Below are 22,794 nucleotides of genomic sequence, written 5' to 3'. Positions count from 1 at the left end.
TCCTTGCCATCTGGCTGGGTGGGAAGTTCCGACCCGCCAGAATATCGCAATTGTGCGTTTCTCTCCCGCTCGCACGCTCAGAAGACCGGGAAAAGACCGCGGTCAACCGGATTGCCGTGCCATACGTTTTGCCCGGTTTCCCGGGCGATCCAGCCCATTCACAACTCAGGCGCCTGCCGAACAGCCCCACATGACGATTGAACCACTCGCCGCGGATACCGCACGCAACGCAGTTCCCGAGGTCTGGCGCGAGGCGCTGTCAGGGCAGCTTGAACGGGGAGAGAACGTTCTCGCGGCGGTTGAGGTTGACCTCGACGCGCGCCTGCGCTTCGGATCCGGCCTTGTCGCGATGACTGATCGCCGCCTGCTCGCGCGCGCGCCTGGCGATTCCGAGTGGCGGGCCTGGCCTTTGCGCGAGGGGCTCGCGCTGCTGCACCACGACCATGCCGGTGTCGGGACGCTGGAGCTGCGTGACGCCACGTCGCTACTCGCAAGCTGGCGCTATACGTTGGGGCAGAACGTCGCGGCGCTGCGAGTGATTGACCAGTTCGACGCGCAATTGCAGTTGCTGCTCACCGGCAAGCCCGTCGAGCACGATGGCGAAGATATCTGCCCGACCTGCAATACGCCGCTGCCGCCGGACGAGGACGAGTGCCCGATCTGTACCCGCGAGCTGCACACGCCGCCCTCCACCTGGACGCTGTTCCGCCTGTGGCGATTCGCACGCCCCTACCAGGGCCAATTGCTGGCGGGCTTCCTGCTGATGCTGGGCGCGACGGCCGCGACGCTTGTATCGCCCTACCTGTACATGCCGCTGATGGACGAGGTGCTGATCCCCTTCCAGAACGGCCAGCACATCGAGCCGGGCAAAGTCGCGCTCTACCTCGGCGGGCTGTTCGCTGCGGCGATGGTGTCGTGGTCGCTGGGCTGGGCCAAGACGTACATCCTCGCACTGGCCTCGGAGCGCATCAGCGCCGACCTGCGCACGACAACCTTTGAACACCTGTTGCAACTCTCGCTCGAATACTTCGGCGGAAAACGCACCGGCGACCTGATCTCGCGTATCGGCTCGGAATCGGACCGCATCAGCGTGTTCCTGTCGCTGCACGCGCTGGACTTCATCACCGACGTACTGATGATCACCATGACTGCGGTGATCCTGTTCAGCATCAATCCGGCCCTCGCGCTCGTCACGCTGCTGCCCTTGCCGTTCATCGGCTGGATGATCCACCTGGTGCGCGACCGCCTGCGTACCGGCTTCGAGAAGATCGACCGGGTGTGGGGGGAGGTCACCAACATCCTCACCGACACGATTCCCGGCATCCGTGTCGTCAAGGCGTTTGCGCAGGAGCAGCGCGAAGCGAAGCGTTTCCGCGAAGCCAACCGCCACAATCTGCTGATCAACGATCGACTCAACAAGACCTGGTCGCTGTTCTCGCCGACGGTGTCGCTGCTGACCGAGATCGGCCTGCTTGTGGTGTGGGCGTTCGGCATCTGGCAGGTCTCGAAGAGTGAGATCACGGTGGGTACGCTGACCGCCTTCCTCGCCTACATCGGCCGCTTCTATGGCCGGCTGGATTCGATGAGCCGCATCGTGTCGGTGACGCAGAAGGCCGCTGCCGGCGCCAAGCGCATCTTCGACGTGCTGGATCATGTGTCCAACGTGCCGGAACCGACCAATCCGGTGCATCTGGAGACCGTGCGCGGCGAGATCGAGATGCGCGACATCGGCTTCCGCTACGGCAATCGCTCGGTGATCCGCGGCCTTTCGCTGACGATCAAGCCGGGCGAGATGATCGGCCTGGTCGGTCACAGCGGTTCGGGCAAGAGCACGCTGGTGAACCTGATCTGCCGCTTCTACGACGTCAGCGAGGGCGCAATCCGCGTCGATGGCGTCGACACCCGTTCGCTGCCGGTCGCCGACTACCGCCGCAACATCGGCCTCGTCCTGCAGGAGCCCTTCCTGTTCTTTGGCACGATCGCGGAGAACATTGCCTACGGCAAGCCGGACGCGACGCGCGCCGAGATCATCGCTGCGGCGCGCGCGGCCCATGCGCACGAATTCATCCTGCGCCTGCCGCAGGGCTACGACTCGCTGGTGGGCGAACGCGGCCAGGGGCTCTCTGGCGGCGAGCGTCAGCGGATTTCGATTGCACGCGCGCTGCTGATCAACCCGCGCATGCTGATCCTCGACGAAGCGACCGCCTCGGTTGATACCGAGACCGAGCGCGAGATCCAGCGGGCGCTGGACAACCTGGTTCAAGGGCGCACCACGATTGCGATTGCGCACCGCCTGTCCACGCTGCGCAAGGCCGACAGGCTGGTGGTGATGGACCGCGGCCAGATCGTCGAGGTGGGCCATCACGACGAGCTGATGGAAAAGCAAGGCGCCTACTGGCGGCTCTACCAGGCCCAGGCCCGCAACGCCGAAACGCACCTTGAGGAATGAGCGCCATGATCGACTGGCAACTTGAACGCAATGCCTTCGGGCGACTGGAGCTGACTGATGCAGCCGGCGAGCGGCATGAGAATGTGGTGCCGGTGCGCGCGTTTCCCATCGCAGCGCCAGAGGACGGGCTCTCGCTGGTCAGCCAGGATGGCCATGAACTCGCCTGGGTCGATCGGCTGGGCGATCTGCCGCCGACGGTGCGCGAGATGGTGGAGACCGAACTGGGCAGCCGTGAATTCGTGCCCGAAATCCGCCGGCTCATCAGCGTGTCGACCTTCGCGACGCCGTCCACCTGGACGGTCGAGACCGACCGCGGGGAGACGCAGTTCATCCTGCGCGGCGAGGAAGACATCCGCCGTCTGGCGGGCTCAACGATGCTGATCGCCGACAGCCACGGCATCCAGTTCCTGATCCGCGATCCACAGGCGCTGGACCGGCATTCGCGCAGGCTGCTCGACCGCTTCCTCTGAGCGTCCGCTTGCGGCGCGTGCGCCAGCGCGCTGCCGGAAATGAGACTTGGCCGGGTGCGGTGCTTGAATTCGGGCGGCGCGCGCCCAGATAGCCCTCATCGCTCATCGAGCATTTGCGGGGCCTGATCGTGGCGTTTCTGTTGCTGGCGGTGCTCGCCCTGGGCCTCGCGGTATGGATCGGAATGTGGCCCTCGCTGGTTGAGCGTCGCCGCAGCGCGGTGCGCGCGCGGCCGTTTCCCGATGCCTGGCGCGAGATCCTGCGCTGGCGCGTGCCGTACTTCCGCCGCTTGCCGGCAGACCTCCAACTGCAGTTGAAGCAGCACATCCAAGTGTTTCTCGACGAGAAGTCCTTCGTCGGCTGCGGTGGGCTGGAGATCAACGACGTCATCCGCGTCACGATTGCGGCGCAGGCCTGCCTGTTGCTGCTGAATCGGCCGACGGATTACTACCCCGGTCTGCATGAAATTCTGGTGTATCCGGCGGCATTCGAAGTGCCGACGCGGCAGATCGATGCGAGCGGCTTGGTCACCGAAAAGCGCGAAGGGCGTGTTGGCGAATCCTGGGCACGCGGCCAGGTCGTGCTGTCCTGGCATGACACGGTGGAGGGGGCGGCGGAGCATGAGGACGGGCACAACGTCGTGCTGCACGAATTTGCCCACCAACTCGATCAGGAGACCGGTTCCGCGAACGGTGCTCCGGCCCTGCCCTCACGGCGGCGCTACCGCGAATGGTCGTCCGTCTTCAATGCCGCGTACGCTCAGCTTCAGGCGCGGCTTGGCGTGGGTGAGCCCAGCGTGCTACGCGCCTACGCTGCGACGAGCCCCGGTGAATTCTTTGCCGTCGCAACCGAGGTGTTCTTCGAACTGCCCGCCACGCTGCAGGAGGAATACCCAGCGCTCTACGAACAACTCGCGCGTTACTACCGTCTCGACCCGCTCAGCTGGTGAGCGTCATTTCACACGGCGCTGCGTGAATTCGTCCTGGATGTTGTCGCGGTAGTAGCTTGCCGGCGAGCCGCTGGACAAGAAGCGGCGAGCGATCTCGTCGCCGACCCCGGTGTGCTGGATCACCGATCCATTGTCTAATTCGATTTCCAGCACCCGCGCGCTGCGATCGTAGCCGGCGGACTTGATGCCGCCACGACGGACCGGTTTGCGTTCGATGGACATGCGCTACCTCCGGAAGGCGGGGCGCTGCGGCGCCCCGCGCGTTACAGACTCAGAAGCCGAAACGTTCGCCGGCACCCAACAAGGTGGCGACACCGAGCACGGCGAAGATCGCGGCGGCGACACCATGCACGACGCGAACCGGGATGCGGTTCGCGATGCGGTCGCCGAGGATCACTGCAGGTACGTTGGCGAGCATCATGCCCAGCGTGGTGCCGGCCACGACCATCACGACAGACTTGTATTGCGCGGCCAGCGCGACGGTGGCGATCTGCGTCTTGTCGCCCATCTCGGCGAGGAAGAACGCGATCAGCGTTGTGGTGAAGACGCCGTAGCGCGCGAGCTTGGCGTCGTCTTCATCGAATTCATCCGGCACCAGGATCCAGGCGGCCATCGCGATGAAGGACACGCCGAGCACCCAACGCATCACTCCGGGGCTGACGAGTGAGGTGATCCAGGCGCCCAGCGCGCCGGCGCCAGCGTGGTTGGCGAGCGTGGCGACGAGTATGCCGAGCACGATCGGTACGGGGCGACGGAATTTTGCGGCGAGGATGAAGGCGAGCAGCTGCGTCTTGTCGCCGATTTCGGCCAGGGCGACGACGCCCGTCGAGATGAGGAAGGCTTCCAATTTGAACTCCCTGGCCGGCGGATCCAATGACCACGCGCGCCCCGGCCAGTCCGGCAGCGTCGTGGTCAATGGTCTTGCCAAGTACGGGAACCGCCTGCGCCATGGCCGGGTGGGCCAAGTGTGTTGACGCAGGCCCCTCCGCTGGCGCGAAGGGCGGCTACTCCCCAATGACGGCGCGCATTTTAGCGTGTTCGGCCGCGATGGTCGAACGCGGCGTGCTCAGATCGTTGCCGCGGACCGAGGTGGCAAGGCCCTTGCGCCTCGCCTGAAGGGGTTCAACGCAGGCCGAGCCGGCCTTCTTCGTAAGTGGCGAGCAGGCCCCAGGTGCGGCCGCGGCGGCGAACCACATCCAGCATTGCCAGGGCTCGCAGGCTCAGGGCGGCGTCACAGGCGCGCAGCGGTGCACGCAGGGCTGAGGAGGTCAGGGTGCGGGGCATGCGGATCATGGCGGGTCTCCGGTGAGGGCTTTGAACAACGTGTAGCTGGAAGCTTATACAGTATCGCAACTGTATGCAATGCCAGTGGTGGTTGTTCAGCGTTGATCGGCAGTTTCGCTTCGTGGTCGAAGCGCCCGCGTGGTCAGCAGCGCGACGAGCGCGGCAAACACGGCAACGACGAAGAGCCCGACGCCAAGGCCCCAGTGCTGCGCAATCGCCCCGATCACCGGCGGGCCGATCATGAAGCCGAGGTAGCCACAACTGGAAACGCCAGCGATACCGCGAGCCGGTGTGATGCCGGGAATCCGGGCTGCCGCGGTGAAGAGCACGGGCACGACGTTGGCGAATCCGATGCCGACCAGCGCGAAACCGAGCAAAGCGGCCCAGGGTTGGGCGATCAGCAAGGCGGCACTCATCGCGGCAGCGGCAAGCCAGGCAGAGGCGCGCAGCAGCGGTTCCGGCCCCACATGCGCGCGCACCCAGTCGCCGCCGAAGCGCGCGGTGGCCATTGCCGCGGAGAAGGCGCCGTAGGCCAGGGCTGCCTGTGCCTGCGGACTGCCCAGTTCCTTGGCCATGTAGAGCGTACTCCAGTCGTACATGGCGCCTTCGCCGACGAGGCCGAGGGCTGCCAGCAAGCCGAGCAGCAGAATCGGCCCCGGCGGCAGGCTGAAGCCGCCACTTGGCTCGTCCGGGGAATGAGTGGCTTCATCCGGCAGCATCCAGCGGCTTGCGATCAGGATCACCGCGCCGCCGCCGATGCCGGCAAGCAGAAGGTGCGTTGTCGGCGCGACACCCGCGGCCGCGACAAGGCTGCCAATGCCGGCGCCGACCATGCCACCAAGGCTGAAGAATCCGTGGAAGGAGGACATGATCGGCCGCGCATAGGCGTGCTCGACTGCCACCGCTTCCGCATTCATCGCGACGTCGAAGGCGCCGGTCGCAAGCCCGAATGCGAACATCAGCGCGAGCATCGCGAGATAGCCTGGCATCCCGAGCAGCAATACCAGCGGCGCGGCGACGGCCACTCCGCCCACCATCACGACCGGCCGCGCGCCATGCTGTGCAACCCAATGGCCGACGCGAGTCAGCGCGATCAGGGCGCCGATGCCGGAGGCCAGCATCAGACCGGCGAGTGCCGATTCGGACAGCAGGTAATGCGCCTTGACCGTGGGCACATGCACGCCCCAGGTGGCAAACAGCAATCCGCTGACGAAGAAGTGCGCCTTGGTCGCAATGCGGGCGGCAACCGGGGTGATACGGGCCATGCGGTGAATCCAGATCAATCAATCGGTGACGGGGTGGGCGCCTGCGCCTCAGTAGGTGGCAGCAATCGCTTCGGCGAAGCGCGCTGCGTTCATGAGCCCACAGGTTGCGCCACTCTCGCTGATTTTCGTGCCGGCAAACAGCGCCGCATTACGAAGCGCAAGCGGGGCACGGGTACCGCGCAGCGTCTGGTCGACGAAGGCGGAGAACAGCGCGTCGCCGGCACCGATGGTGTTCACCACGCCGCGTGGTGCGATTGCCGGAACGTGCAGCGTGTCGGCACCGCGTTCCGACAACAGTGCGCCGCCAGCGCCGAGGCCGACGACCAGCACACGCGGATCGAAGCGTGCGCGCAGCGCGGCGATGGCCTCCTGCGGTGCGCAGGGCAACTGCTCGTGCGACAGGAACAGGATGTCCGCCGCGGCCATGAAGTCGCGGTTGTACGCGTCGTCAAAGTTGCTGAGCGCATGCACATCCGTGGCGATCGGGATGCCGCGTTCGCGCGCCGCGGCGAGCAGGGGGCGTGCGAAGTTGATGTTGCACACCACCGCCAGCGCAGCGTCGGCGAGCAGGCTGTCGACCTTGTCCTGCGGATAGTGATTCTCTTGCAGGTCTTTCAGATCACAGTGGATCTGGCGATTGCCGTCCGGTGCGACGAGGATCACCGACTGCGAAGTGGCCGAAGCGATCCGCGCGACGTGGCCGCCATCCAGCCCGAAGCGGGGCAGGGCGGCGAGCAGGTTGTCGCCCGGTTCATCCTGCCCGATCAACGTGGCGAGCCTGACTTCATGGCCGAGGCCCGCCAGTGCGACCCCGACGTTCAGCCCGACGCCGGCATGCGCCTGCGTGATGCCGTGAAAGGGGTAGGTGACCGGGTAGTAGGGGAGCGGAAAGCCCTCGATACGCAGGTTGGTTTCCAACGTATAGAGCCCTGCGACTGCAATGCGTGCCATGGCTTAATCCTCGCCGAGCAGGATCACATGCGAGCGGGGCGGCAGGATCGTCGTGATCCAGCCCGGCTCGTTGGCGATCGGCTCGCCGCCAGGCGCGCACCAGTGCTTCTTGTGCAGCGGCAGCACCCACAGCGGCAGGCGCACGGCATGCGGGCGATCGCCCCGGTTGAGGGCGAACACCGACACTGATTCTTTCGTGTAGCGCGCGAAGGCATAGGTGTCACCTTCTGCCAGCAGGGTCTGGTAGGCGCCGTGGCGCAGTTCGGGCCGTGCCTTGCGCAGTGCGATCAGCGCCTTGTAGTGCTCGAACAGTTCGCGATTCCAGTGGTTGCGATCCCAGTCGAAACAGCGGCGGCAATCCGGGTCCTGACCACCTTCGAGGCCGATCTCGTCGCCGTAGTAGATGCAAGGCACACCGGGGTAGGCAAAGAGCAGGCTCACGGCGAGCTTCATCGCTTCGGTGTCGGTGCCCACCAGCGTGAAGAAGCGCGCCGTGTCGTGGCTGTCGAGCAGGTTCAGCTGCGTCAGCTGGTTGTCGTAGGGGATGCGGCCGCGTGCCGAATCGAGCCAGGCGCCGAACTCCACCGTATCGAGCCGCGCCGCGTGATACGCGATGTCGGTGCCGGCCAGCCATTCGCGCACAGGGTGCGCGAAGCCGTAGTAGTTCATCGCGCCGTCTTCCTGGTCACCCTGCAGCCACCGCGTGGCCTCGTTGAAGTGCTCGCCCATCACATAGGCTTGCGGGTTCTCTTCGCGCAGGGCCTTGCGGAATTCGCGCACATAGTGGGCGTTGTTGTTCGAGCCTGGGCCTTCACCCAGCATGTGGATCACGTCGAAGCGCCAGCCATCGATGCTGTAGGGCGCCCGCATCCAGTGCCGCAGCACCGCATTGGGCCCAGCGTAGATCGCATCACGCAGACCTCGCGAGCTGAAATCCAACACCGGCAGCGACTTGTGACCGTTCCAGCCGTAGTAGTAGCCGGCTTCGTCGAAGTAGTACCAGTCGCGCCACGGTGACTTCGCGCTCTGCGTTGCGCCGATGCTGTCGTGCCGGCCGTGCAGGTTGAACCAGGGGTGGTTGGTGCCGGTGTGGTTCACCACTGCGTCGAGGATCAGCCGCATGCCGCGGCACTTCATCTCGGCGGACAGCGCGGCGAGGGACTCATTGCCGCCCAGGTGCGGGTCGACGTTGTAGTAGTCCTCGGTGTCGTACTTGTGGTTACTCCCCGAGACGAAGATCGGGTTGAGATAGAGCGCGGTCACGCCGAGCTCGTTCTGCAGGTAGTCGAGGCTGCGGCGCACGCCGATCAGGTCGCCGCCATAGAACTCGGTGGCCGGCAGCTCGGGATTCACCGGCTCGCCCCAGCGCTTGGCGACCACCTTCATGCGGCCGCTGCCGTAGGTGTATTCGCCGGTCTGCACCGCAAGCGAGGGGTCGCCCTGGCAGAAGCGGTCGGGGAAGATCTGGTAGAAAACCTGATCACGCACCCAAGTCGGCGGCGTATCGACGCGGTTGATGCGGAACATCTGGTCGCGATGCGGCACGCGATGGTGCTGGCCATCGCCGGCCAGCCAGTACTGCTTGCCTTCTTCGATGACCTTGAAGCAGTAGACCGTGGGGTCGTTGCCCGAATCCCATGGCAGGGTGGCCTCGAAACGGTGCAACTCGGCTTCGCGGCCGGTATGGGTCATGTCGATGAAGCGCGCTTCGTTGTCCGGCTCGCAGCGCAACATCACCGTGAGCCCCTCGCTGCGCTCGGTCAGCAGTGTGAGCTTGACGCCTTCCTCGCCGCGGACGAGCCACGGTTCTACCTGGGGGTGTAGCAGGAACATGCTTGCTCCTTGAGTCGTGATGGCTGCACTGTAGCCAGGGTGTCATCCACCTGCGTCGGCGGAGGCGGTGGATCTTGCGGGGTGGAGACGGCGAGGCGCCTTACGCCGCAGTGCCAACCTGGCGCCGGTCCAGCGTGTGCCCGGCCAGCTCGGTGCGGTTGCGCCCCGCATGTTTGGCGGCATAGAGGGCGCGGTCGGCCCGCTCGATCAGGCTGGCGATCGATTCGCCCGGCTGGTGCAGGGCAAGCCCCGCCGAGAGGGTGACGGCACGGCCGACGGCCTCAACCACCTGGCCCGCGCAAGCTTCGCGCAGGCGCTCGATGCTGTGTTGCGCCTGCTCGTAGTCACCATGCAGCACGACGACGAATTCTTCTCCACCCCAGCGCGCAATCACGTCGCCCTTGCGCAGCGTGTCGCGGGCAAGCAGGGCGAAGCTACGGATCACCTCGTCACCCGCAGCGTGGCCGAACTGGTCGTTGATCTGTTTGAAATGGTCGAAATCAAGCACCGCAACGCAGAACGCGACCTGGTTGGGGGTGGAGAGGCGCGTCAGCTGATCGAGATAGGCCAGTGCGGCGCGCCGGTTGTAGAGGCCGGACAGTTCATCGCGATCAGACAGGCGCTTGTAGCGGTTGTAATCGAACAGTCGCCCCGCCACATACGCGGTGAAGGGCAAGACGAGCATCAACGCCATCCACTGCACGAGCTCCAGTTCCAGCGCAGCGCCACGCATGCCCAGCCAGTGGCTGGCTGCGATTGCAAGCGGCAAGCCGGCGGCAGGGATCAGGCAGAGCCGGAGCAGGACCGGCGTGGTAAGCGCGAAGGCGCCGAACTGCAGCGGAAGGATGTAGGCCAGCATCACGATGCCGCGCAAGGGGCCGGCAAACGTCAGTACCAGCGTGCAGTTGAGCATGGCGGCCGCGATCTGCGCTTCGGTCAGGGACGGGTCGCGCCAGCGCAGGTTCGCGCCGCTCGCGATCAACGCCACGAACAAGGCAGGCGTGCACAGGAACATCACCAGCACGATGTACAGGGCGCCCAGCGGGAAGAGCCCGATACCGCAGGCCACCGCCAGTACCGTTGCACTGGCGCCGTAGAACAGGAACGCAAGCAGGCTGCGGCGCAAACGCAGGCGCTGCGCGCGGGCAATCTGCTCGGTGGTGTAGGTCGCTTGGCTCAACGGCGTGCTCGCGATTCCGGATCGGGCAAGGCTATTCGATGACCTACGGATCGAACAACCGGAAGCTTGAGAGCTTGTGCTACTGCGTGGCGCCCCGCAGGCGTTTGAGCGCAGCGGCGGAGGCCGCCTCGAAGAGCGGCGTTTCGTCGAGCCGGCGTGCATCACCCGTTTGCAGCTCGCGTTCCAGTGCCCGCATCGTGACGCCCATGACGCCGCGACGGTCGGGGTCGCAGATCACAATCGCATGCCGACCGGGCCCGATCCAGCCGACGCAGCCGCGCACCCGCCGGTTGTCCGGCAGCGAGAACTCGATCCAGTCCCCCGCCTTGAGCGTCGCCAGCTCGGCATTCGGCAGGCTCTCACGCCCCGGCGCGCCGTTCAGTCGCAGCACCTTCAAGCCCGGCGCTTCGCCAACAGTGCCGAACTCGAGCGTGGGTTGTGGCGCCGCATAAGGCACATCGGCCGGCGCCGCCTGGCCGTTGATCGCTGCGGTGTGGAATTGCATGCACGGCGCCAGCAGCTCGCGCGCCTGCTGTTCGCTCACGCCCACCATTGCGAGGCCGTCTGCCGCACGGCGAAGCAGTTCCGGCAACAGTTTGAGCAAGTGTTGCCGCTCTTCCGGCGTGGTTTTCGGTTGCACGCTCCAGATCAGGCGGTCAGCCACCATCAGCTGGTTGCGCCATTCGGGGCTCTTGTCGCCATGCGCCGCGAGTGTCGTTTGAAGCACACGCAGCCAGTGCTGCTCGAGGAAGCCGCGCACGACGTTGGGTACGCCCTCGCTGGCGAGTGCGCGGATCGCCTTGGATGCGAAACGCAGCGCGGCTTCTTCGCGCTCCACGCGCGCGGCCAGTGCGTTTGATGCAGTAGCGAGCTGGATCGCAAGTGCGCGCCGTTCGCCAGCCACCTGTTCGACACGCGAGAGCGCCCGCTCGAACACCGCAGCGTCGCGGCCAAAGTCACGCAGCACGCCGGTCGTCACGGTTTTGACGAACACGCAAACCGGGTGATCGGCGTTGGCCGAAGGCGACATGCCGTGCACGCATTCGCCGATCGCGTTGATGAGCCGACGTGCCGCATGGTCCGGGGTTTCCAGCATGTCCGGATCGAGCAGGGCGAGCTTCATCATCGGCAGCGACAGCGTCGACAAGGCGCTGCGGATTGGCGTGGCGAGCTTGCGATCCTGTTCGATGACCTTGAAAACATGCTCCAGCGCATCGACCGCGGCGCGTTCGCGCGGGCCGAGCAGGGGGCCAAGATCGCTGCCGCTCAGGGCCGCGACATCGCCACCCGAGGCTGCGTTGGCTTGCTGGGTGTCGAGCCAGCCGAGCACTTGTTCGCGCACTGCAGCGGCGAGCGTTGCATCGATCGCCGCGCCGTTGCCGGCACCGAGGCGGGTGACGGCGGCACGATGCAGCTCACCGAAGCTGCCGGCGCCCCAGGCATGTGCGTCGCTCGCGGGGCCGCGTGCCGGGGCTGCCGGGCTTTGCGAACCGCTGCGGCTGAGCGACTTGGGCTCGACGCCGCGGCTTTCGAGTTCTCGATTGAGTTGGGCGTAGAGCGCGTTGAGGCCGCTCGCCAGGCGTGGCTCGATCCGTTCTAGCAATTTCAGGCGCGACGCCGGATCCAGCCCGGCCGCATCGGATAGCGCACGCAGCCCGCAGCAGGCGGTTTCGGGGCCGACGGGTAGCTGCTCCAGCGCAGCGTCGTCGCTTTGGTCCAGCAGCGTCATGTAGCGCTGGTGCAGGCGGCCCAGTTCGCGGTCGCAGCGTTCGCGCAGCCGGCGCGCCAGATCGTTGATGCGGATCGTGAATTCGAGGTCTTCCTCGTGCACCAGGCTGATGCGCGAGGCGGTCAGGCCGCGTGCGTTTTCAAAACCGCGGCGGTCGCGCAGGCCGGCGAGTTCGTCGTGGCTTTCGATCGTGCCGCGGCGCAGGCCCTCGAGCGCTTCCGGGTGGCTGAAGCCGCTGTCGCGCGCAACTTCGTCGAGCGTTTGCAGCAGTGCGTTGCGGCCGTGCGCAACCAGTTGCTCGGCAATCGTGGAAGAGGCGGGCGAAGGGGCGTCGTTCATGTCGCGGTCGTCAGGTCGATAACGGCCCCGGCAGTCTGCCAAGGCGAAGTCACTATACCTCTGCGAGGCAGCGCTGCGTGCGGCGCATCCTCGCAAGTCCCTGTCGCCGCGTCTTGGGTTTTTGGCGCCAGAGGCGCGGCAGAATGCGGCGCAGGGCGGTGATCCTGCCCTTTTTGTGGCCCGCCGGGCCATTCATAAATGTTGTCAAAAGCAACACCCGTAACGGGGGAGACATGATGAACGGGCTTTCATACGTCGCAACTACGGCCGGGGGGCCGTGGGCGACATACCTCGAACAGGTTGAGCGCGTGGTGCCGTATCTGGGCCATCTGGCACGCTGGGCAGAGACCCTGCGGCGCCCGAAGCGCGCGCTGATCGTCGATATCCCGATCGAGATGGACGACGGCAGCATCCGCCACTTCGAGGGCTTTCGCGTGCAGCACAACCTCTCGCGCGGCCCCGGCAAGGGCGGCGTGCGCTTCCATCCGGATGTCACGCTGGAAGAGGTGATGGCGCTGTCGGCGTGGATGACGGTGAAGAACGCTGCGGTGAATCTGCCTTATGGCGGCGCCAAGGGCGGTATCCGGGTCGATCCGAAGACCTTGTCGAAGAAGGAACTCGAGAAGCTCACGCGCCGCTACACCAGCGAGATCGGGCTGATCATCGGGCCGGACAAGGACATTCCGGCGCCGGATGTGAACACCAACGCGCAGATCATGGCGTGGATGATGGACACCTACTCGATGAACGTCGGCGCCACGGCGACGGGTGTCGTGACCGGCAAACCGATCGAACTGGGTGGTTCGCTGGGCCGTTTGAAGTCCACCGGCCGCGGGGTCTTCGTGATCGGGCGCGAAGTGGCTCGTCGCATCGATCTGCAGATCAACGGTGCGCGCGTCGCGGTGCAGGGCTTTGGCAACGTTGGCAGCGCGGCGGCTGAACTCTTCGCCGGCAATGGCGCGAAGATCGTTGCGGTGCAGGATCACACCGGCACGATCTACAACCCGAACGGCCTCGACATCGCCGAGTTGATGGCGACCTTGCGCCGTGATGGCGGCATTGCGAAATGTCCGGGTGCAGAGGTGATCCCGAACGAACAGTTCTGGGATGTCGAGACCGAGTTCCTGATCCCGGCTGCTCTCGAAGGCCAGATCACGCCGGAGCGCGCCAAGCGGATCAAGACGCGTGTCGTGCTCGAAGGCGCGAATGGCCCGACGGTGCCTGAGGCCGACGATATCCTCACCAACAAGGGCGTGCTGGTGATACCCGATGTGATCGCCAACGCGGGCGGCGTCACGGTGTCGTACTTCGAATGGGTGCAGGACATCGCGAGCTTCTTCTGGAGCGAGGACGAGATCAACATGCGGCTCGAACGCATCATGTCCGAAGCCTTCCGCAAGATCTGGGATACCGCACAGGAGCATCGCATCTCGATCCGCACAGCGGCGTTCGTCGTGGCCTGCACGCGGATCCTGCAGGCACGCGAAGAGCGCGGTCTTTATCCGTGATCCGACGCTGAGCGTAAGGAAGCAAAGGGGCCGTGCGGCCCCTTTTTTCGTGCTTTGGCTCGTGCGTTCAATGCCCGGTCGAGGACGCCTGAGCCTTGTCATACAAGAGCCGCCCGACGAGATCCTCAAGCACCAGCGCCGACTGCGTACGTGAAATCGTGTCGCCGCCGGAGAGCTGCGTCGAGGCGCTGCCCGGCGACAGCGCGAGGTGCTGCTCGCCCAGCAGGCCGGCGTTGCGGATGCTCACCCGCGTATCGGCCGGGAAACGGTAGCGAGCGTCCATGTCGATCTCGACGACTGCGATGCCCGCTGCACCGTCATATCGAATCCCGCGCACACGCCCGACGACGACCCCGGCGGCCTTCACTGGCGCTTGCGGGCGCAGGCCACCGATCTGCTCGAAGCGGGCCTGCAGGCGATAGGGCGCCGACGCTCGATCGAAGACACCGCTTGAGCGCAGCGACATGTAGACGAGCGCCATCGCGCCACAAAGCAATACGACGCCGACGACGAATTCGATGTGGCGCAGCGCCATCAGCCGGCCTCGCAACACGCTTCGCTACGCCCCACGCTCAGTGGCCCGCCGCCGCTGCATCCACGACGCGCGTGGGGCGCGGGGCCAGCCAGATCGCAAATGCCGCGATGAAGAAGGCTATGCCGACCATCAACAGCAGTTCATTGGTGGCGACCATTACGGCCTGCCCCTGCGTGATCTGATCGAGCGTGGCGCGCACTGCATCGGCGGGCATGCCTTGCTGCGTCAGCGCCTGTGCGCTGGCGCCCTGCGGGTCGATGAGCCCAGCCAGTTCGGCGTGCTTTGCAGAAGCGCCGTCTTCCCACAGGGTAGTGACGAGCGAGGTGGCAAAAGCGCCCGAGACGGTTCGCAGGAAGTTCAGCAGGCCTGCGGCCGAGGCGGTTTCCGATTCCTCGACGCTGGCCAGCGCAAGCGCGTTCAGCGGCACGAAGAAGAAGGGCATGCCGAGCCCCATCAGCAACAGCGGCAGCGCGATCTGCCAGTAGTCCATGTCGGTGTTCGCCACCACCCGCAGCAGCGTCACGATGCCTAGCCAGATCACGCCGCCGAACACCAGCGGGCGCGGATCGACCTTCGCGGACAGCGCCGCGGCGACGGGCGCCACCAGCACCGCGAGCACGCCGCTCCATGCGGTGGTCATGCCGGCCCAGGTGGCGGTGTAGCCCATGTAGCTCTGCAACCACATCGGGGTCAGCACGTTGGCACCGAAGAAGGCGCCGAAGGCGAGGCTGATCGTCAGCACGCTGGCGGTGAAGCCACGATGGCGGAACACACGCAGATCAACGATCGGGTGCTGTTCGGTCAGCTCCCAGATCATGAACGCAGCAAAGCCGATCGTGGCGATGATCGCGAGCGCCCAAATCTTGCTGGAGGCAAACCAGTCGAGCTGCTTGCCTTCGTCGAGCATGATCTGCAACGCGGCGACCCAGATCACCAGCAGGCCCAGCCCGACCTTGTCGACCGGCACGCGTTCGAGCGGATGCTCGTAGCGCTTGAGCATCCGCCACGCCATCGTCGCGCAGGCAAGGGCCACGGGCACGTTGATGTAGAAGATCCAGGGCCAGGAGAAGCTGTCGCAGATCCAGCCGCCGAGGATCGGGCCGAGGATGGGCGCGATCAGCGTCGTCATCGCCCACAAGCCCATTGCTGCCCCCTGCTTTTCCTTCGGGAAAATGCGCAGCATCAGTGTCTGCGAGAGCGGCATCATCGGGCCGCCCGCGAGGCCTTGCAGCACCCGTGCCGCGACGAGGAAGCCGAGCGAGTTGGCGAAACCGCACAGCGCCGAGAACACGCCGAACATCATCATCGCGCTGACGAACACCCTTACCGCACCGAAGCGCGCGGCGAGCCAACCGGTCAGCGGTACGGTGATGGCCTCGGCCACCGCGTAGGAGGTGATCACCCAGGTACCCTGGCTGGTCGACGCGCCCAGCCCGCCGGCGATGCTGTTGACCGACACGTTGGCGATCGTCATGTCGAGCACGGCGATGAAGTTGGCGGCGGCCAGCACAAGGGCGGCCGCCCAAAGCGCGCCGCCGTGCAGCGGCGCGTCGCCCGAATGAAGCGTGGTGTTCGAAGACATGGCGGCGCTCAGTGACGGGTGTCGATCGTCGCGATCATCGAGAGTCCGACCTGCAGCGGGCGCTCGGCCAGCTCCTCTGCCTTGAGGCGCACACGTACCGGCAGGCGTTGCACCACCTTGATCCAGTTGCCGGTTGCGTTCTGCGCCGGGATCGTCGCAAACGCGGCACCGGTGCCGCCCGAGATGCCCTCGACCACGCCGTGATACACAACGTCGCTGCCGTAGCGGTCCGAGTGCAGTTCAACCGCTTGGCCAACCTGCACGCGATCGAGCTGCACTTCCTTGAAGTTGGCGTCCACATGCATCTGCTGCACCGGCACCACGTTGAGCAGCGGTGCGCCGGCCTGGATACGCTGGCCAACCTGCACCTGGCGGCGGGCGATCACGCCATCCACCGGCGCACGCACGACGGTGCGTTCGAGGTCGACTCGGGCCTGGTCACGCCGTGCTCGGGCTAGTGCGACTTCCGGGTTGCTGTCGAGGTCTGCGTTTTCGATCAGCACGGCATTGGCCTCGCGCGAGCCCAGCGCGGCGGCGCGGTTGGCGCGGGCCTGTGCGGCTGCGGCGCGTGCAACGTCGAGGTTGGCCTTGGCTGTGGCGAAGGCGTTCTGCGCGCGGGTCAGCTCTTCACCGGAGACGGAACCCGAACCTGCGAGCGCTTCACGGCGCTTGAGATCGATCTCTGCACGTTCGAAATCCGATTCGGCAGCGACAAGCTGGGCGGCGGCGCGGCGCTCGTCGGCATCGCGCGCCTGAATCTGCGCCGAGAGGCCGTTGTCGTTGGCGACATAGCCCTTCACGCGGCGCACGGCACGGCCGAGTTCGGCCTCGGCCTGTGCCAGCGCGAGGCGCGCATCGGTGTCGTCGATCACGACGAGCACGTCGCCTTGCTTCACGCTTTGCGTGTCGACCACCTTCACGGCGGCGACGGTGCCGCCGACCGACGGCGTGACCTGCGCCACTTCGGCCGCGGTGTAGGCGTTGTCGGTGCTGATGAAGCGTGAGGCGTGGAAATGCCAGTAGAGGCCGTAGCCGATCGCGCTGAGTGCGATGACACCGCCAAGGGCGGCGAACAGGCGCTTGCGGCGCAAGCTGTTGTCAGGGGTGGCGAGCGTCGTGGTGAGTGTGTCGGACATGATCAATTCCTCGGGGAGATTTCTTAGTTGTTCTGGTAGCCACCGCCCAGCGCGCGCACCAGCGCGACATCGAGCGTGAAAGCGCGTGACTGCATGTCGGTGAGCGAGCGCAGGCTGGCGAGCAGGGCGTCTTCAGCGGTCAGCACATCGAGGTAGTTCGAGAGCCCGCCGTCGTAGCGGTTGTTGGCGATGCGCCAGGCCTCGCGCGCCGCGCCCACGGCTTCATCCGCCTTGGCGAGCTGGGCACCGAGCGCGCGCTGGCTGGTTGCCGCGTCGGCCACGTCATGCAAGGCCTGGGTGACCGCCGCGTCGTAGTTGGCGACGGCCTCGGCGTAGTCGGCGTTTGCGCCCCGCAGCTGGCCCCGCAAACGGCCGCCGGAGAAGATCGGCAGCGAGATCGCCGGCCCGATGCTGCCGACGAAGGAGCCGGGCTTGGTCAGCAAGTCGAGCCCGAGCGACTGCACGCCGACGAAGGCGGCAAGGTTGATGTCTGGGTAGAACTCCGCGGTGCGCTGGTCGATGCGCTTGGCGGCCGCTTCGGCGCGCAGGCGCGCGGCAACGACATCCGGCCGACGGCCGAGCAGGTTGGCATTCAGTTCAGCCGGCAAGCCAAAACTGCGGTCCAGATTGACGCTGGGCCGGGCGATGGCGATGCCGCGGTCCGGGCCGGCGCCGAGCAGGGCGGCGATGCGGTTCTTCTGCAGCGTGATCTGTTCGTCGGTGGCAAGCAGATCGCCTTCCGCGGCGGCGCGGCGGGCATCGACCTGGCGCACGCTGCCGAGCGTTTCGAGGCCGTTGTCGTATCGTTGGCGGAACAGCATGGCGGTCTTCGTGCGCACCTGAACCGCGGCTTCAGCGGTGTCGCGGGCGGCATACAGGCGCGCGAGTTCGGCGTAGGCCGCAGTGATTGATGCCGAGAGTGCAAGGCGCGCTTGTGCGGCGTCGGCGCGGCTGGCCTCGACTTCAGATGTGGCGGCGGCGAGTGCCGCGCGGTTCTTGCCCCAGAAGTCGAGTTCCCAGCTGAAATCCAGCGTCGCACGGCCGTAGTCGTGCCAACCCTCGGGCGTCATCGAGCGGGGCGTCAGGTAGTTGTAGCTCTGGTGCTGTTCGGTAGCGGATGCGTTGGCGCTGACTTGCGGCAGGCGCGCGGCGCCGGCGATCTGGGCGCCACTCTCGGCGCGGGCGAGGCGGGCGCGGGCTGCGTTGAGGCTGGGCGCGCCTTGCAGCGCTTCAGCGATCAACTGGTCAAGCTGTGCATCGCCGTAGTGGGTCCACCAGGCATCCTGCGGCCACTGGGCGAGCGGTGCTGCGAAGCTTTGTGCGCTGGCGTAGGCCGAGGCCGGCTTCGGTGAAGCGGGCGAATCGAGAGCGGGAAGCTGGGCGCAGGCGCCCAGCATCAGCACGCCCGAGATGCCCAGAGCGGTCGAGAGTTGGTGCAGCCGGGGCAGCGGCCTGGTTGTGTTTATCGCGGGCGCTAGCGCCGCGTCAATCGAAGGGGGCGTCACGGTGTTTTGCCTATAACTGAACTGTACGGTTCAATTAAAACTTGACGCCAGACGCCTGTCAATCAAAACTGTACGGGTGAGTTTAAAAAAGGGTTAAACGATGCGGACGAAGACTGAAGAGCGCCGACAGCGAATCGTCGATATCGCCGCCGATGCCTTTCGCGAGCAAGGTTTCGAGCACACCTCGATGGCGGAGATCGCGAGCCGCGTCGGCGGCTCGAAGGCAACGCTCTACAACTACTTCCCGTCGAAGGAGGCGCTCTTTGTGGAGGTGACGCTGCAGGCCGCGCATCATCACATGGAGCAGGCCTTCACCCTGCTGAGACCCGATGACGACCTGCGTGGCGTGTTGCAGCGCTTCAGTGAGCGTGCGCTGGCGGTGTTTGGCTCGCAGTCCTTCATTTCGATACGGCGCACGGTGATCGCCGAGTCGAGCCGGCAGGGCGTCGGGCCGTTGTTTTACGAGAATGGCCCGGGCAAGGGAACGATACAGATAGAGAACTACCTGCGCGCGGCGATGGAGCGCGGCCAGCTTCGCCAGTGCGACTGCCGCATCGCGGCGCAGCACTTGCGCGGCCTGATCGAGGCGGAGACGATGGAGCCGTTGCTGTTCCGGCTGGTGGAAGGTTTTACGCCGGCGGAGATTTCAGCGATTGTGAGTCGCGCCTTGGACGTGTTCTTCGCGGCCTACGGCCCGCGCGAGGCCCGCTGACCGCCGCGCCTTCAATCGACCGCGTTTGCCTCGCCGCCGTGGGCAACCGCTACGCCATGTTTGCCCGCGTGTTTGACGCGGTACATCGCTGCGTCCGCTGCGCGTAGCAGGGCTTCGGCCGAACTGCCGTGCTGCGGGCTGAGGCTCACGCCAATGCTGGCGCCGATATGCGCGAACTGTGCCGGGCGTACTTCGATCGACATCCGCACCGCTTCTTCCGCTTTATGGGCCACGACCAGCGCGGCATCGCGATCTGGCACATCGAGCAGCAGGATCACGAATTCATCGCCGCCGATACGTGCCACGGTGTCTGAATCGCGGATCAGCCGGCGCAGGCGCATCGCCACCGTCCGCAGAACGATGTCACCCGCCTCATGCCCTTGCGTGTCGTTGACCTGCTTGAAGTCGTCCAGATCAATGTAGATCAGCGCGATATGGCCGGTGTGACGCTGCGCCAGCGATAGTGCGCGCTCGAGCCGGTCGTAGAAGAGCGAGCGATTGGCGAGGCCTGTCAGCGGGTCGGCGTGTGCCATCAGTTGCAGCCGGCTTTCGAGTTCGCGCTGGGCGGTGACGTCGATGGCCATCGCGACCACCCGGTGCTGGCGACCATCGCTCGAGGGCATCACCGCGAAGCGCCAGTCGCAGCGGATCCGCCGCCCGCTCGCGGTATTCGCCCAGGTCTCGCCGGAATGACTGCCGGTGGCGTCGCGGCGGGTGTCGTCCAGCAGCGTGCGCATCGCGGCGCGGTCAGTGTCGGGTGCGAGCAGGTCCAGCAGATTGCGAGCGCGGGCGTCTTCGAGCTTCCAGCCGAAGGTGCGCTCCGCAGCCTGGTTCCAGTCCTGCACCTTGTCGTCGTCGCTCAGCACGATCAGCGCCAAGGGGGCGGTGTCGATGATCACGCGCTGCCGCTCGCGGCTGGCGTTCAGGCGCCAGTTCAGGCGTAGTACGTAGGCGCTGCTTGCAGCGATCAGCACCATCGCGGCGAGCGCCACCATCAGCCAGCGCCGGGTGCGGTCGTTTTCGCCGATTGCGCCATCTTCGTAGAGGAAGCCGTCGAGCGAGGCGCCGGCCGGCATCAGGCCGAGTTCGGCGTAGGTATCGGCAATGTGCTGCCAGCGCCCGACGTGCATGTAGCCCGGTTCCACCAGCGTCGGCTGTAGCAGGCGCTCCATCACCTTGGCTTCGTAGCGCAGGTGCTCGACGCTGTGCCGGTCGCCATACTGCGTGAGGATCAGGTTGATGATCTCGTCCGGGTGCTGCATCGCGTAAGCCCAGCCTTTCAGCGTGGCTTCGCGGAACGCGCGCACGCGTTCCGGGTGTTTGCGGATCTGCGCCTCGGTGGTGAAGAGGTTGTCGCCGTAGAAATCGATGCCAGAGGAACGGGGTTCGAAAAGCTCGTAGGCGACACCGGCTTCGCCCAGCTCGAAGGGTTCGTCCGTCGCGTACACCGACATCGCATCGAGCTTGCCCGCCACCAGATCCTGGACGTTGAAGTTGTGCGTGACCAACTGCATCGAATCGGAGGCGATGCCCTCGCGCTGCAGGTAGGCAAAGAGTTCGGCCGAGTTCGGCTCGATCATGACGCGCTTGCCGGCGAGGTCGTGCAGGCTGCGGATGCCGCTTTCGCGACGCGCGGCGAGCGCCAGCGGCGAATGCTGGAAGATCACCGCCAGCACGACCACCGGCTTGCCTGCATTACGCAGCAGCAGCAACTCGCTGGTGCCAACGCCGAAGTCGGCGCGCCCGGCGAGTACTTGCTGGATCGGATCTTCGCCTTCGTTTGCCTCGCGGATTTCCACATCGAGGCCGGCGTCCCAGTAGTAGCCCTTGTAGAGCGCGGCGTAGTAGCCAGCGAACTGGAACTGGTGGCGCCATTTGAGCTGCAGCGTCACGCGGTCCTGCTCCGGCGCGGCGGATGCGGCGGGGGCGCAGAGGGTGCCAAAGCTGACGATACCCACCACCAGCAAAGTCAATGCGCCGCGCATCAGCGCGGTCAGTCGATTCCGGTGCGAGGGTGTCAGTGCTGTCATTCCGATACGGGTTTGCCGATCTGTGATGCCCATGTCATGGCTGAGGCCTCAGCGGCAAACACCGCCATCGGCGCAATGCCCGGGCAGTGCGCGAGTGCGGCAAGGAATGCATCCTGGTCCGCACCCTCCAAAGTCTCCACCAAGTGTAACAAGGCGCCGAGCGGTCCGGCGCGCTCTCGCACTGCGGCGCTCAGTGTGGCAGAAACCGGCAGACCTTTGAGGATGTCGTCCATCGGCGTCATCAACAGGGCAGGCAAGAGCGAGACGATGCCCGCAAGGAAGGCCTCGTCACGCAGCCGGTAGAGGCTGCTGTCCGGCGTGCCGGCGAGGATCTCCATCGTGCGGCCACGCGTGGCGGCGAGGATCATCAGCGGATCGTTCTGGCTGTGGCTGCCGGGGCGTGCGAACAGCAGAAGCTGGATCCAGCGTTGCAGCGGCCTGCGGCCGAGCGCTGTGATGGCGTGGCGCAGCGAATGAACCGGACTGCGCAGCCCCGAGCCGGCGGAGTTGACCAGGCGAAGCAGGTTCACCGTCAGGCTCGGGTCCGGCTTCACGACGCTTTCCAGTTCCTCGGTGTCCGCATCCTGCATGACCAGCCCCAGCAGGCGCAGCAGCGTCATCTCGTTGTGGTCGAGTTTCCTTTGCGCCAGGATCGTTGGCCGGGCGAAGAAATACCCCTGGAACAACTCAAAACCCAGATCGCGGCAAAGATCCGCCTGTGCCTGCGTGTCCACCTTCTCTGCCAGCAGCGGCACACCAAGCGGCAACAGGCGCGCTGTCAGTGCACGCAAGGCGGCTTCGTCGAGCGGCTGGATATCGACCTTGATGAAGTCGACCATCGCCAACAGCTCGCGGAAGCGGTCCTCGGCGCCGATGTAGTCGTCGAGCGCGAGCATGAAGCCCTTGTCGCGCAGCGCGCGGCATCGCGCGAGGACTTCCGGCGTCGGATCGACGGTTTCGAGGATCTCCAGCACGATGCGGTCGCACGGCAGCACCTCGATCGCGTCGGAGAGCAGCAGGTTCGCATCGCAGTTGATGAAACCGAGGCCGCTGCCGAGTGCGGCATCGATGCCAAGATCGGAAAATGCGCGTGTCAGAACGACGGCAGTGGCTTCCGTGTCGTTCGTGACCTCGGCCCGGTTTTCCTTGCCGCCGCGGAACAGCAACTCGAACGCGACCAACTGCTTGTCGCGGTCCAGGATCGGCTGGCGGCCGAGAAAGGCTGTGCTGGAATCCGTCATACCGATGATTACGGCAGCGGCGGGGCAATGTTGAGTGATCGTTTTCGCAAACTTTTGCGTCGTGTTTACACACTCGGCGCTAGGCTTCACATCAGACC

General features: G+C 65.8%; 19 protein-coding genes and 1 riboswitch. Of the genes, 5 read left to right on the top strand and 14 right to left on the bottom strand.

Annotated elements, in window-relative coordinates; all coding sequences use genetic code 11:
* The first annotated feature begins 190 nt into the window (after window positions 1–190).
* From JY500_RS14665 to JY500_RS14655, 3 genes are all read left to right on the top strand, one after another.
* Window positions 191–2,449, top strand: a complete 2,259-nt coding sequence (locus JY500_RS14665; protein ID WP_206253561.1) for a cyanophycin metabolism-associated ABC transporter — start codon at window positions 191–193, stop codon at window positions 2,447–2,449.
* 5 nt (window positions 2,450–2,454) lie between these two features.
* The gene (locus tag JY500_RS14660) at window positions 2,455–2,919 is read left to right on the top strand and encodes a cyanophycin metabolism-associated DUF1854 family protein (protein ID WP_246479637.1); all 465 of its coding nucleotides are present in this window, start codon (window positions 2,455–2,457) and stop codon (window positions 2,917–2,919) included.
* Between the two features lie 128 nt (window positions 2,920–3,047).
* A complete protein-coding gene (locus JY500_RS14655; RefSeq protein WP_206253557.1) occupies window positions 3,048–3,866 on the top strand; it encodes a M90 family metallopeptidase in 819 nt (272 codons plus the stop codon).
* Between the two features lie 3 nt (window positions 3,867–3,869).
* Here the strand turns inward: JY500_RS14655 and JY500_RS14650 are convergent, their stop codons facing one another.
* The 8 genes from JY500_RS14650 to JY500_RS14615 all read right to left on the bottom strand — a co-directional run bounded on the left by JY500_RS14650 (window position 3,870) and on the right by JY500_RS14615 (window position 12,447).
* Window positions 3,870–4,088: a KTSC domain-containing protein gene (locus JY500_RS14650; protein ID WP_206253555.1), complete on the bottom strand. Its 219-nt coding sequence runs from the start codon at window positions 4,086–4,088 to the stop codon at window positions 3,870–3,872.
* 49 nt (window positions 4,089–4,137) lie between these two features.
* Window positions 4,138–4,713, bottom strand: a complete 576-nt coding sequence (locus tag JY500_RS14645; protein WP_172198005.1) for a TMEM165/GDT1 family protein — start codon at window positions 4,711–4,713, stop codon at window positions 4,138–4,140.
* Window positions 4,714–4,716: 3 nt separating this feature from the next.
* A riboswitch (yybP-ykoY riboswitch) is annotated at window positions 4,717–4,899 on the bottom strand.
* 89 nt (window positions 4,900–4,988) lie between these two features.
* On the bottom strand, window positions 4,989–5,159 hold the full coding sequence (locus JY500_RS14640; protein ID WP_172198008.1) for a hypothetical protein: 171 nt from the start codon (window positions 5,157–5,159) through the stop codon (window positions 4,989–4,991).
* A gap of 86 nt (window positions 5,160–5,245) precedes the next feature.
* A complete protein-coding gene (locus JY500_RS14635) occupies window positions 5,246–6,415 on the bottom strand; it encodes an MFS transporter (RefSeq protein ID WP_206253553.1) in 1,170 nt (389 codons plus the stop codon).
* Window positions 6,416–6,463: 48 nt separating this feature from the next.
* Window positions 6,464–7,366 carry a carbohydrate kinase family protein gene (locus JY500_RS14630; protein WP_206253551.1) on the bottom strand — a complete coding sequence of 301 codons (903 nt, stop codon included), beginning with the start codon at window positions 7,364–7,366 and terminating at the stop codon, window positions 6,464–6,466.
* Window positions 7,367–7,369: 3 nt separating this feature from the next.
* Entirely contained in the window at window positions 7,370–9,199 is a 1,830-nt protein-coding gene (gene malZ / locus JY500_RS14625; RefSeq protein ID WP_206253549.1) for a maltodextrin glucosidase, read from the bottom strand.
* Window positions 9,200–9,299: 100 nt separating this feature from the next.
* Complete coding sequence (locus tag JY500_RS14620; RefSeq protein WP_172198020.1) at window positions 9,300–10,379, bottom strand: GGDEF domain-containing protein; 1,080 nt, start codon at window positions 10,377–10,379, stop codon at window positions 9,300–9,302.
* Between the two features lie 79 nt (window positions 10,380–10,458).
* A complete protein-coding gene (locus JY500_RS14615) occupies window positions 10,459–12,447 on the bottom strand; it encodes a DUF1631 family protein (protein ID WP_172198023.1) in 1,989 nt (662 codons plus the stop codon).
* A 236-nt stretch (window positions 12,448–12,683) separates the two neighbouring features.
* On the opposite strand from JY500_RS14615, the gene JY500_RS14610 reads away from it, so the two are divergent.
* Window positions 12,684–13,955 carry a Glu/Leu/Phe/Val family dehydrogenase gene (locus tag JY500_RS14610; protein WP_343073295.1) on the top strand — a complete coding sequence of 424 codons (1,272 nt, stop codon included), beginning with the start codon at window positions 12,684–12,686 and terminating at the stop codon, window positions 13,953–13,955.
* A gap of 67 nt (window positions 13,956–14,022) precedes the next feature.
* Here the strand turns inward: JY500_RS14610 and mlaD are convergent, their stop codons facing one another.
* From mlaD to JY500_RS14590, 4 genes are read right to left on the bottom strand one after another with little or no spacing between them, the layout of a single operon-like run.
* Window positions 14,023–14,490 (bottom strand): outer membrane lipid asymmetry maintenance protein MlaD, encoded by a 468-nt coding sequence (gene mlaD / locus JY500_RS14605; RefSeq protein ID WP_206253546.1) that lies wholly within the window; start codon window positions 14,488–14,490, stop codon window positions 14,023–14,025.
* A 37-nt stretch (window positions 14,491–14,527) separates the two neighbouring features.
* The gene (locus JY500_RS14600; RefSeq protein ID WP_206253544.1) at window positions 14,528–16,072 is read right to left on the bottom strand and encodes a DHA2 family efflux MFS transporter permease subunit; all 1,545 of its coding nucleotides are present in this window, start codon (window positions 16,070–16,072) and stop codon (window positions 14,528–14,530) included.
* Window positions 16,073–16,080: 8 nt separating this feature from the next.
* Entirely contained in the window at window positions 16,081–17,208 is a 1,128-nt protein-coding gene (locus JY500_RS14595; RefSeq protein ID WP_206253533.1) for an HlyD family efflux transporter periplasmic adaptor subunit, read from the bottom strand.
* 23 nt (window positions 17,209–17,231) lie between these two features.
* Window positions 17,232–18,605: an efflux transporter outer membrane subunit gene (locus JY500_RS14590; RefSeq protein WP_172200672.1), complete on the bottom strand. Its 1,374-nt coding sequence runs from the start codon at window positions 18,603–18,605 to the stop codon at window positions 17,232–17,234.
* A gap of 208 nt (window positions 18,606–18,813) precedes the next feature.
* On the opposite strand from JY500_RS14590, the gene JY500_RS14585 reads away from it, so the two are divergent.
* Window positions 18,814–19,425, top strand: coding sequence for a TetR/AcrR family transcriptional regulator (locus JY500_RS14585; protein ID WP_206253532.1), 612 nt, complete (start codon window positions 18,814–18,816; stop codon window positions 19,423–19,425).
* 11 nt (window positions 19,426–19,436) lie between these two features.
* On the opposite strand, the gene JY500_RS14580 is transcribed toward JY500_RS14585, so the two are convergent.
* Both JY500_RS14580 and JY500_RS14575 read right to left on the bottom strand, forming a co-directional pair.
* The gene (locus JY500_RS14580; RefSeq protein ID WP_206253530.1) at window positions 19,437–21,455 is read right to left on the bottom strand and encodes an ABC transporter substrate-binding protein; all 2,019 of its coding nucleotides are present in this window, start codon (window positions 21,453–21,455) and stop codon (window positions 19,437–19,439) included.
* Complete coding sequence (locus JY500_RS14575) at window positions 21,452–22,696, bottom strand: EAL and HDOD domain-containing protein (RefSeq protein ID WP_206253519.1); 1,245 nt, start codon at window positions 22,694–22,696, stop codon at window positions 21,452–21,454. The genes JY500_RS14580 and JY500_RS14575 overlap by 4 nt, the downstream gene beginning before the upstream one ends.
* Window positions 22,697–22,794 lie beyond the last annotated feature (98 nt).

It is taken from the genome of Niveibacterium microcysteis, assembly GCF_017161445.1.
Classification (GTDB): Bacteria; Pseudomonadota; Gammaproteobacteria; order Burkholderiales; family Rhodocyclaceae; genus Niveibacterium; species Niveibacterium microcysteis.
Note: the sequence above shows the minus strand (reverse complement) of the source record. Positions and strands in the feature narration are given on the sequence as shown.

Excerpts from the sequence above, each read along its gene's own strand:
- JY500_RS14665 (WP_206253561.1), top strand. The coding sequence starts at position 191 with ATGACGATTGAACCACTCGCCGCGGATACCGCACGCAACGCAGTTCCC.
- JY500_RS14660 (WP_246479637.1), top strand. The coding sequence starts at position 2,455 with ATGATCGACTGGCAACTTGAACGCAATGCCTTCGGGCGACTGGAGCTG.
- JY500_RS14650 (WP_206253555.1), bottom strand. The coding sequence starts at position 4,088 with ATGTCCATCGAACGCAAACCGGTCCGTCGTGGCGGCATCAAGTCCGCC.
- JY500_RS14640 (WP_172198008.1), bottom strand. The coding sequence starts at position 5,159 with ATGATCCGCATGCCCCGCACCCTGACCTCCTCAGCCCTGCGTGCACCG.
- JY500_RS14635 (WP_206253553.1), bottom strand. The coding sequence starts at position 6,415 with ATGGCCCGTATCACCCCGGTTGCCGCCCGCATTGCGACCAAGGCGCAC.
- JY500_RS14630 (WP_206253551.1), bottom strand. The coding sequence starts at position 7,366 with ATGGCACGCATTGCAGTCGCAGGGCTCTATACGTTGGAAACCAACCTG.
- malZ (WP_206253549.1), bottom strand. The coding sequence starts at position 9,199 with ATGTTCCTGCTACACCCCCAGGTAGAACCGTGGCTCGTCCGCGGCGAG.
- JY500_RS14615 (WP_172198023.1), bottom strand. The coding sequence starts at position 12,447 with ATGAACGACGCCCCTTCGCCCGCCTCTTCCACGATTGCCGAGCAACTG.
- JY500_RS14610 (WP_343073295.1), top strand. The coding sequence starts at position 12,684 with ATGAACGGGCTTTCATACGTCGCAACTACGGCCGGGGGGCCGTGGGCG.
- mlaD (WP_206253546.1), bottom strand. The coding sequence starts at position 14,490 with ATGGCGCTGCGCCACATCGAATTCGTCGTCGGCGTCGTATTGCTTTGT.
- JY500_RS14600 (WP_206253544.1), bottom strand. The coding sequence starts at position 16,072 with ATGTCTTCGAACACCACGCTTCATTCGGGCGACGCGCCGCTGCACGGC.
- JY500_RS14595 (WP_206253533.1), bottom strand. The coding sequence starts at position 17,208 with ATGTCCGACACACTCACCACGACGCTCGCCACCCCTGACAACAGCTTG.
- JY500_RS14590 (WP_172200672.1), bottom strand. The coding sequence starts at position 18,605 with ATGCTGGGCGCCTGCGCCCAGCTTCCCGCTCTCGATTCGCCCGCTTCA.
- JY500_RS14585 (WP_206253532.1), top strand. The coding sequence starts at position 18,814 with ATGCGGACGAAGACTGAAGAGCGCCGACAGCGAATCGTCGATATCGCC.
- JY500_RS14580 (WP_206253530.1), bottom strand. The coding sequence starts at position 21,455 with ATGACAGCACTGACACCCTCGCACCGGAATCGACTGACCGCGCTGATG.
- JY500_RS14575 (WP_206253519.1), bottom strand. The coding sequence starts at position 22,696 with ATGACGGATTCCAGCACAGCCTTTCTCGGCCGCCAGCCGATCCTGGAC.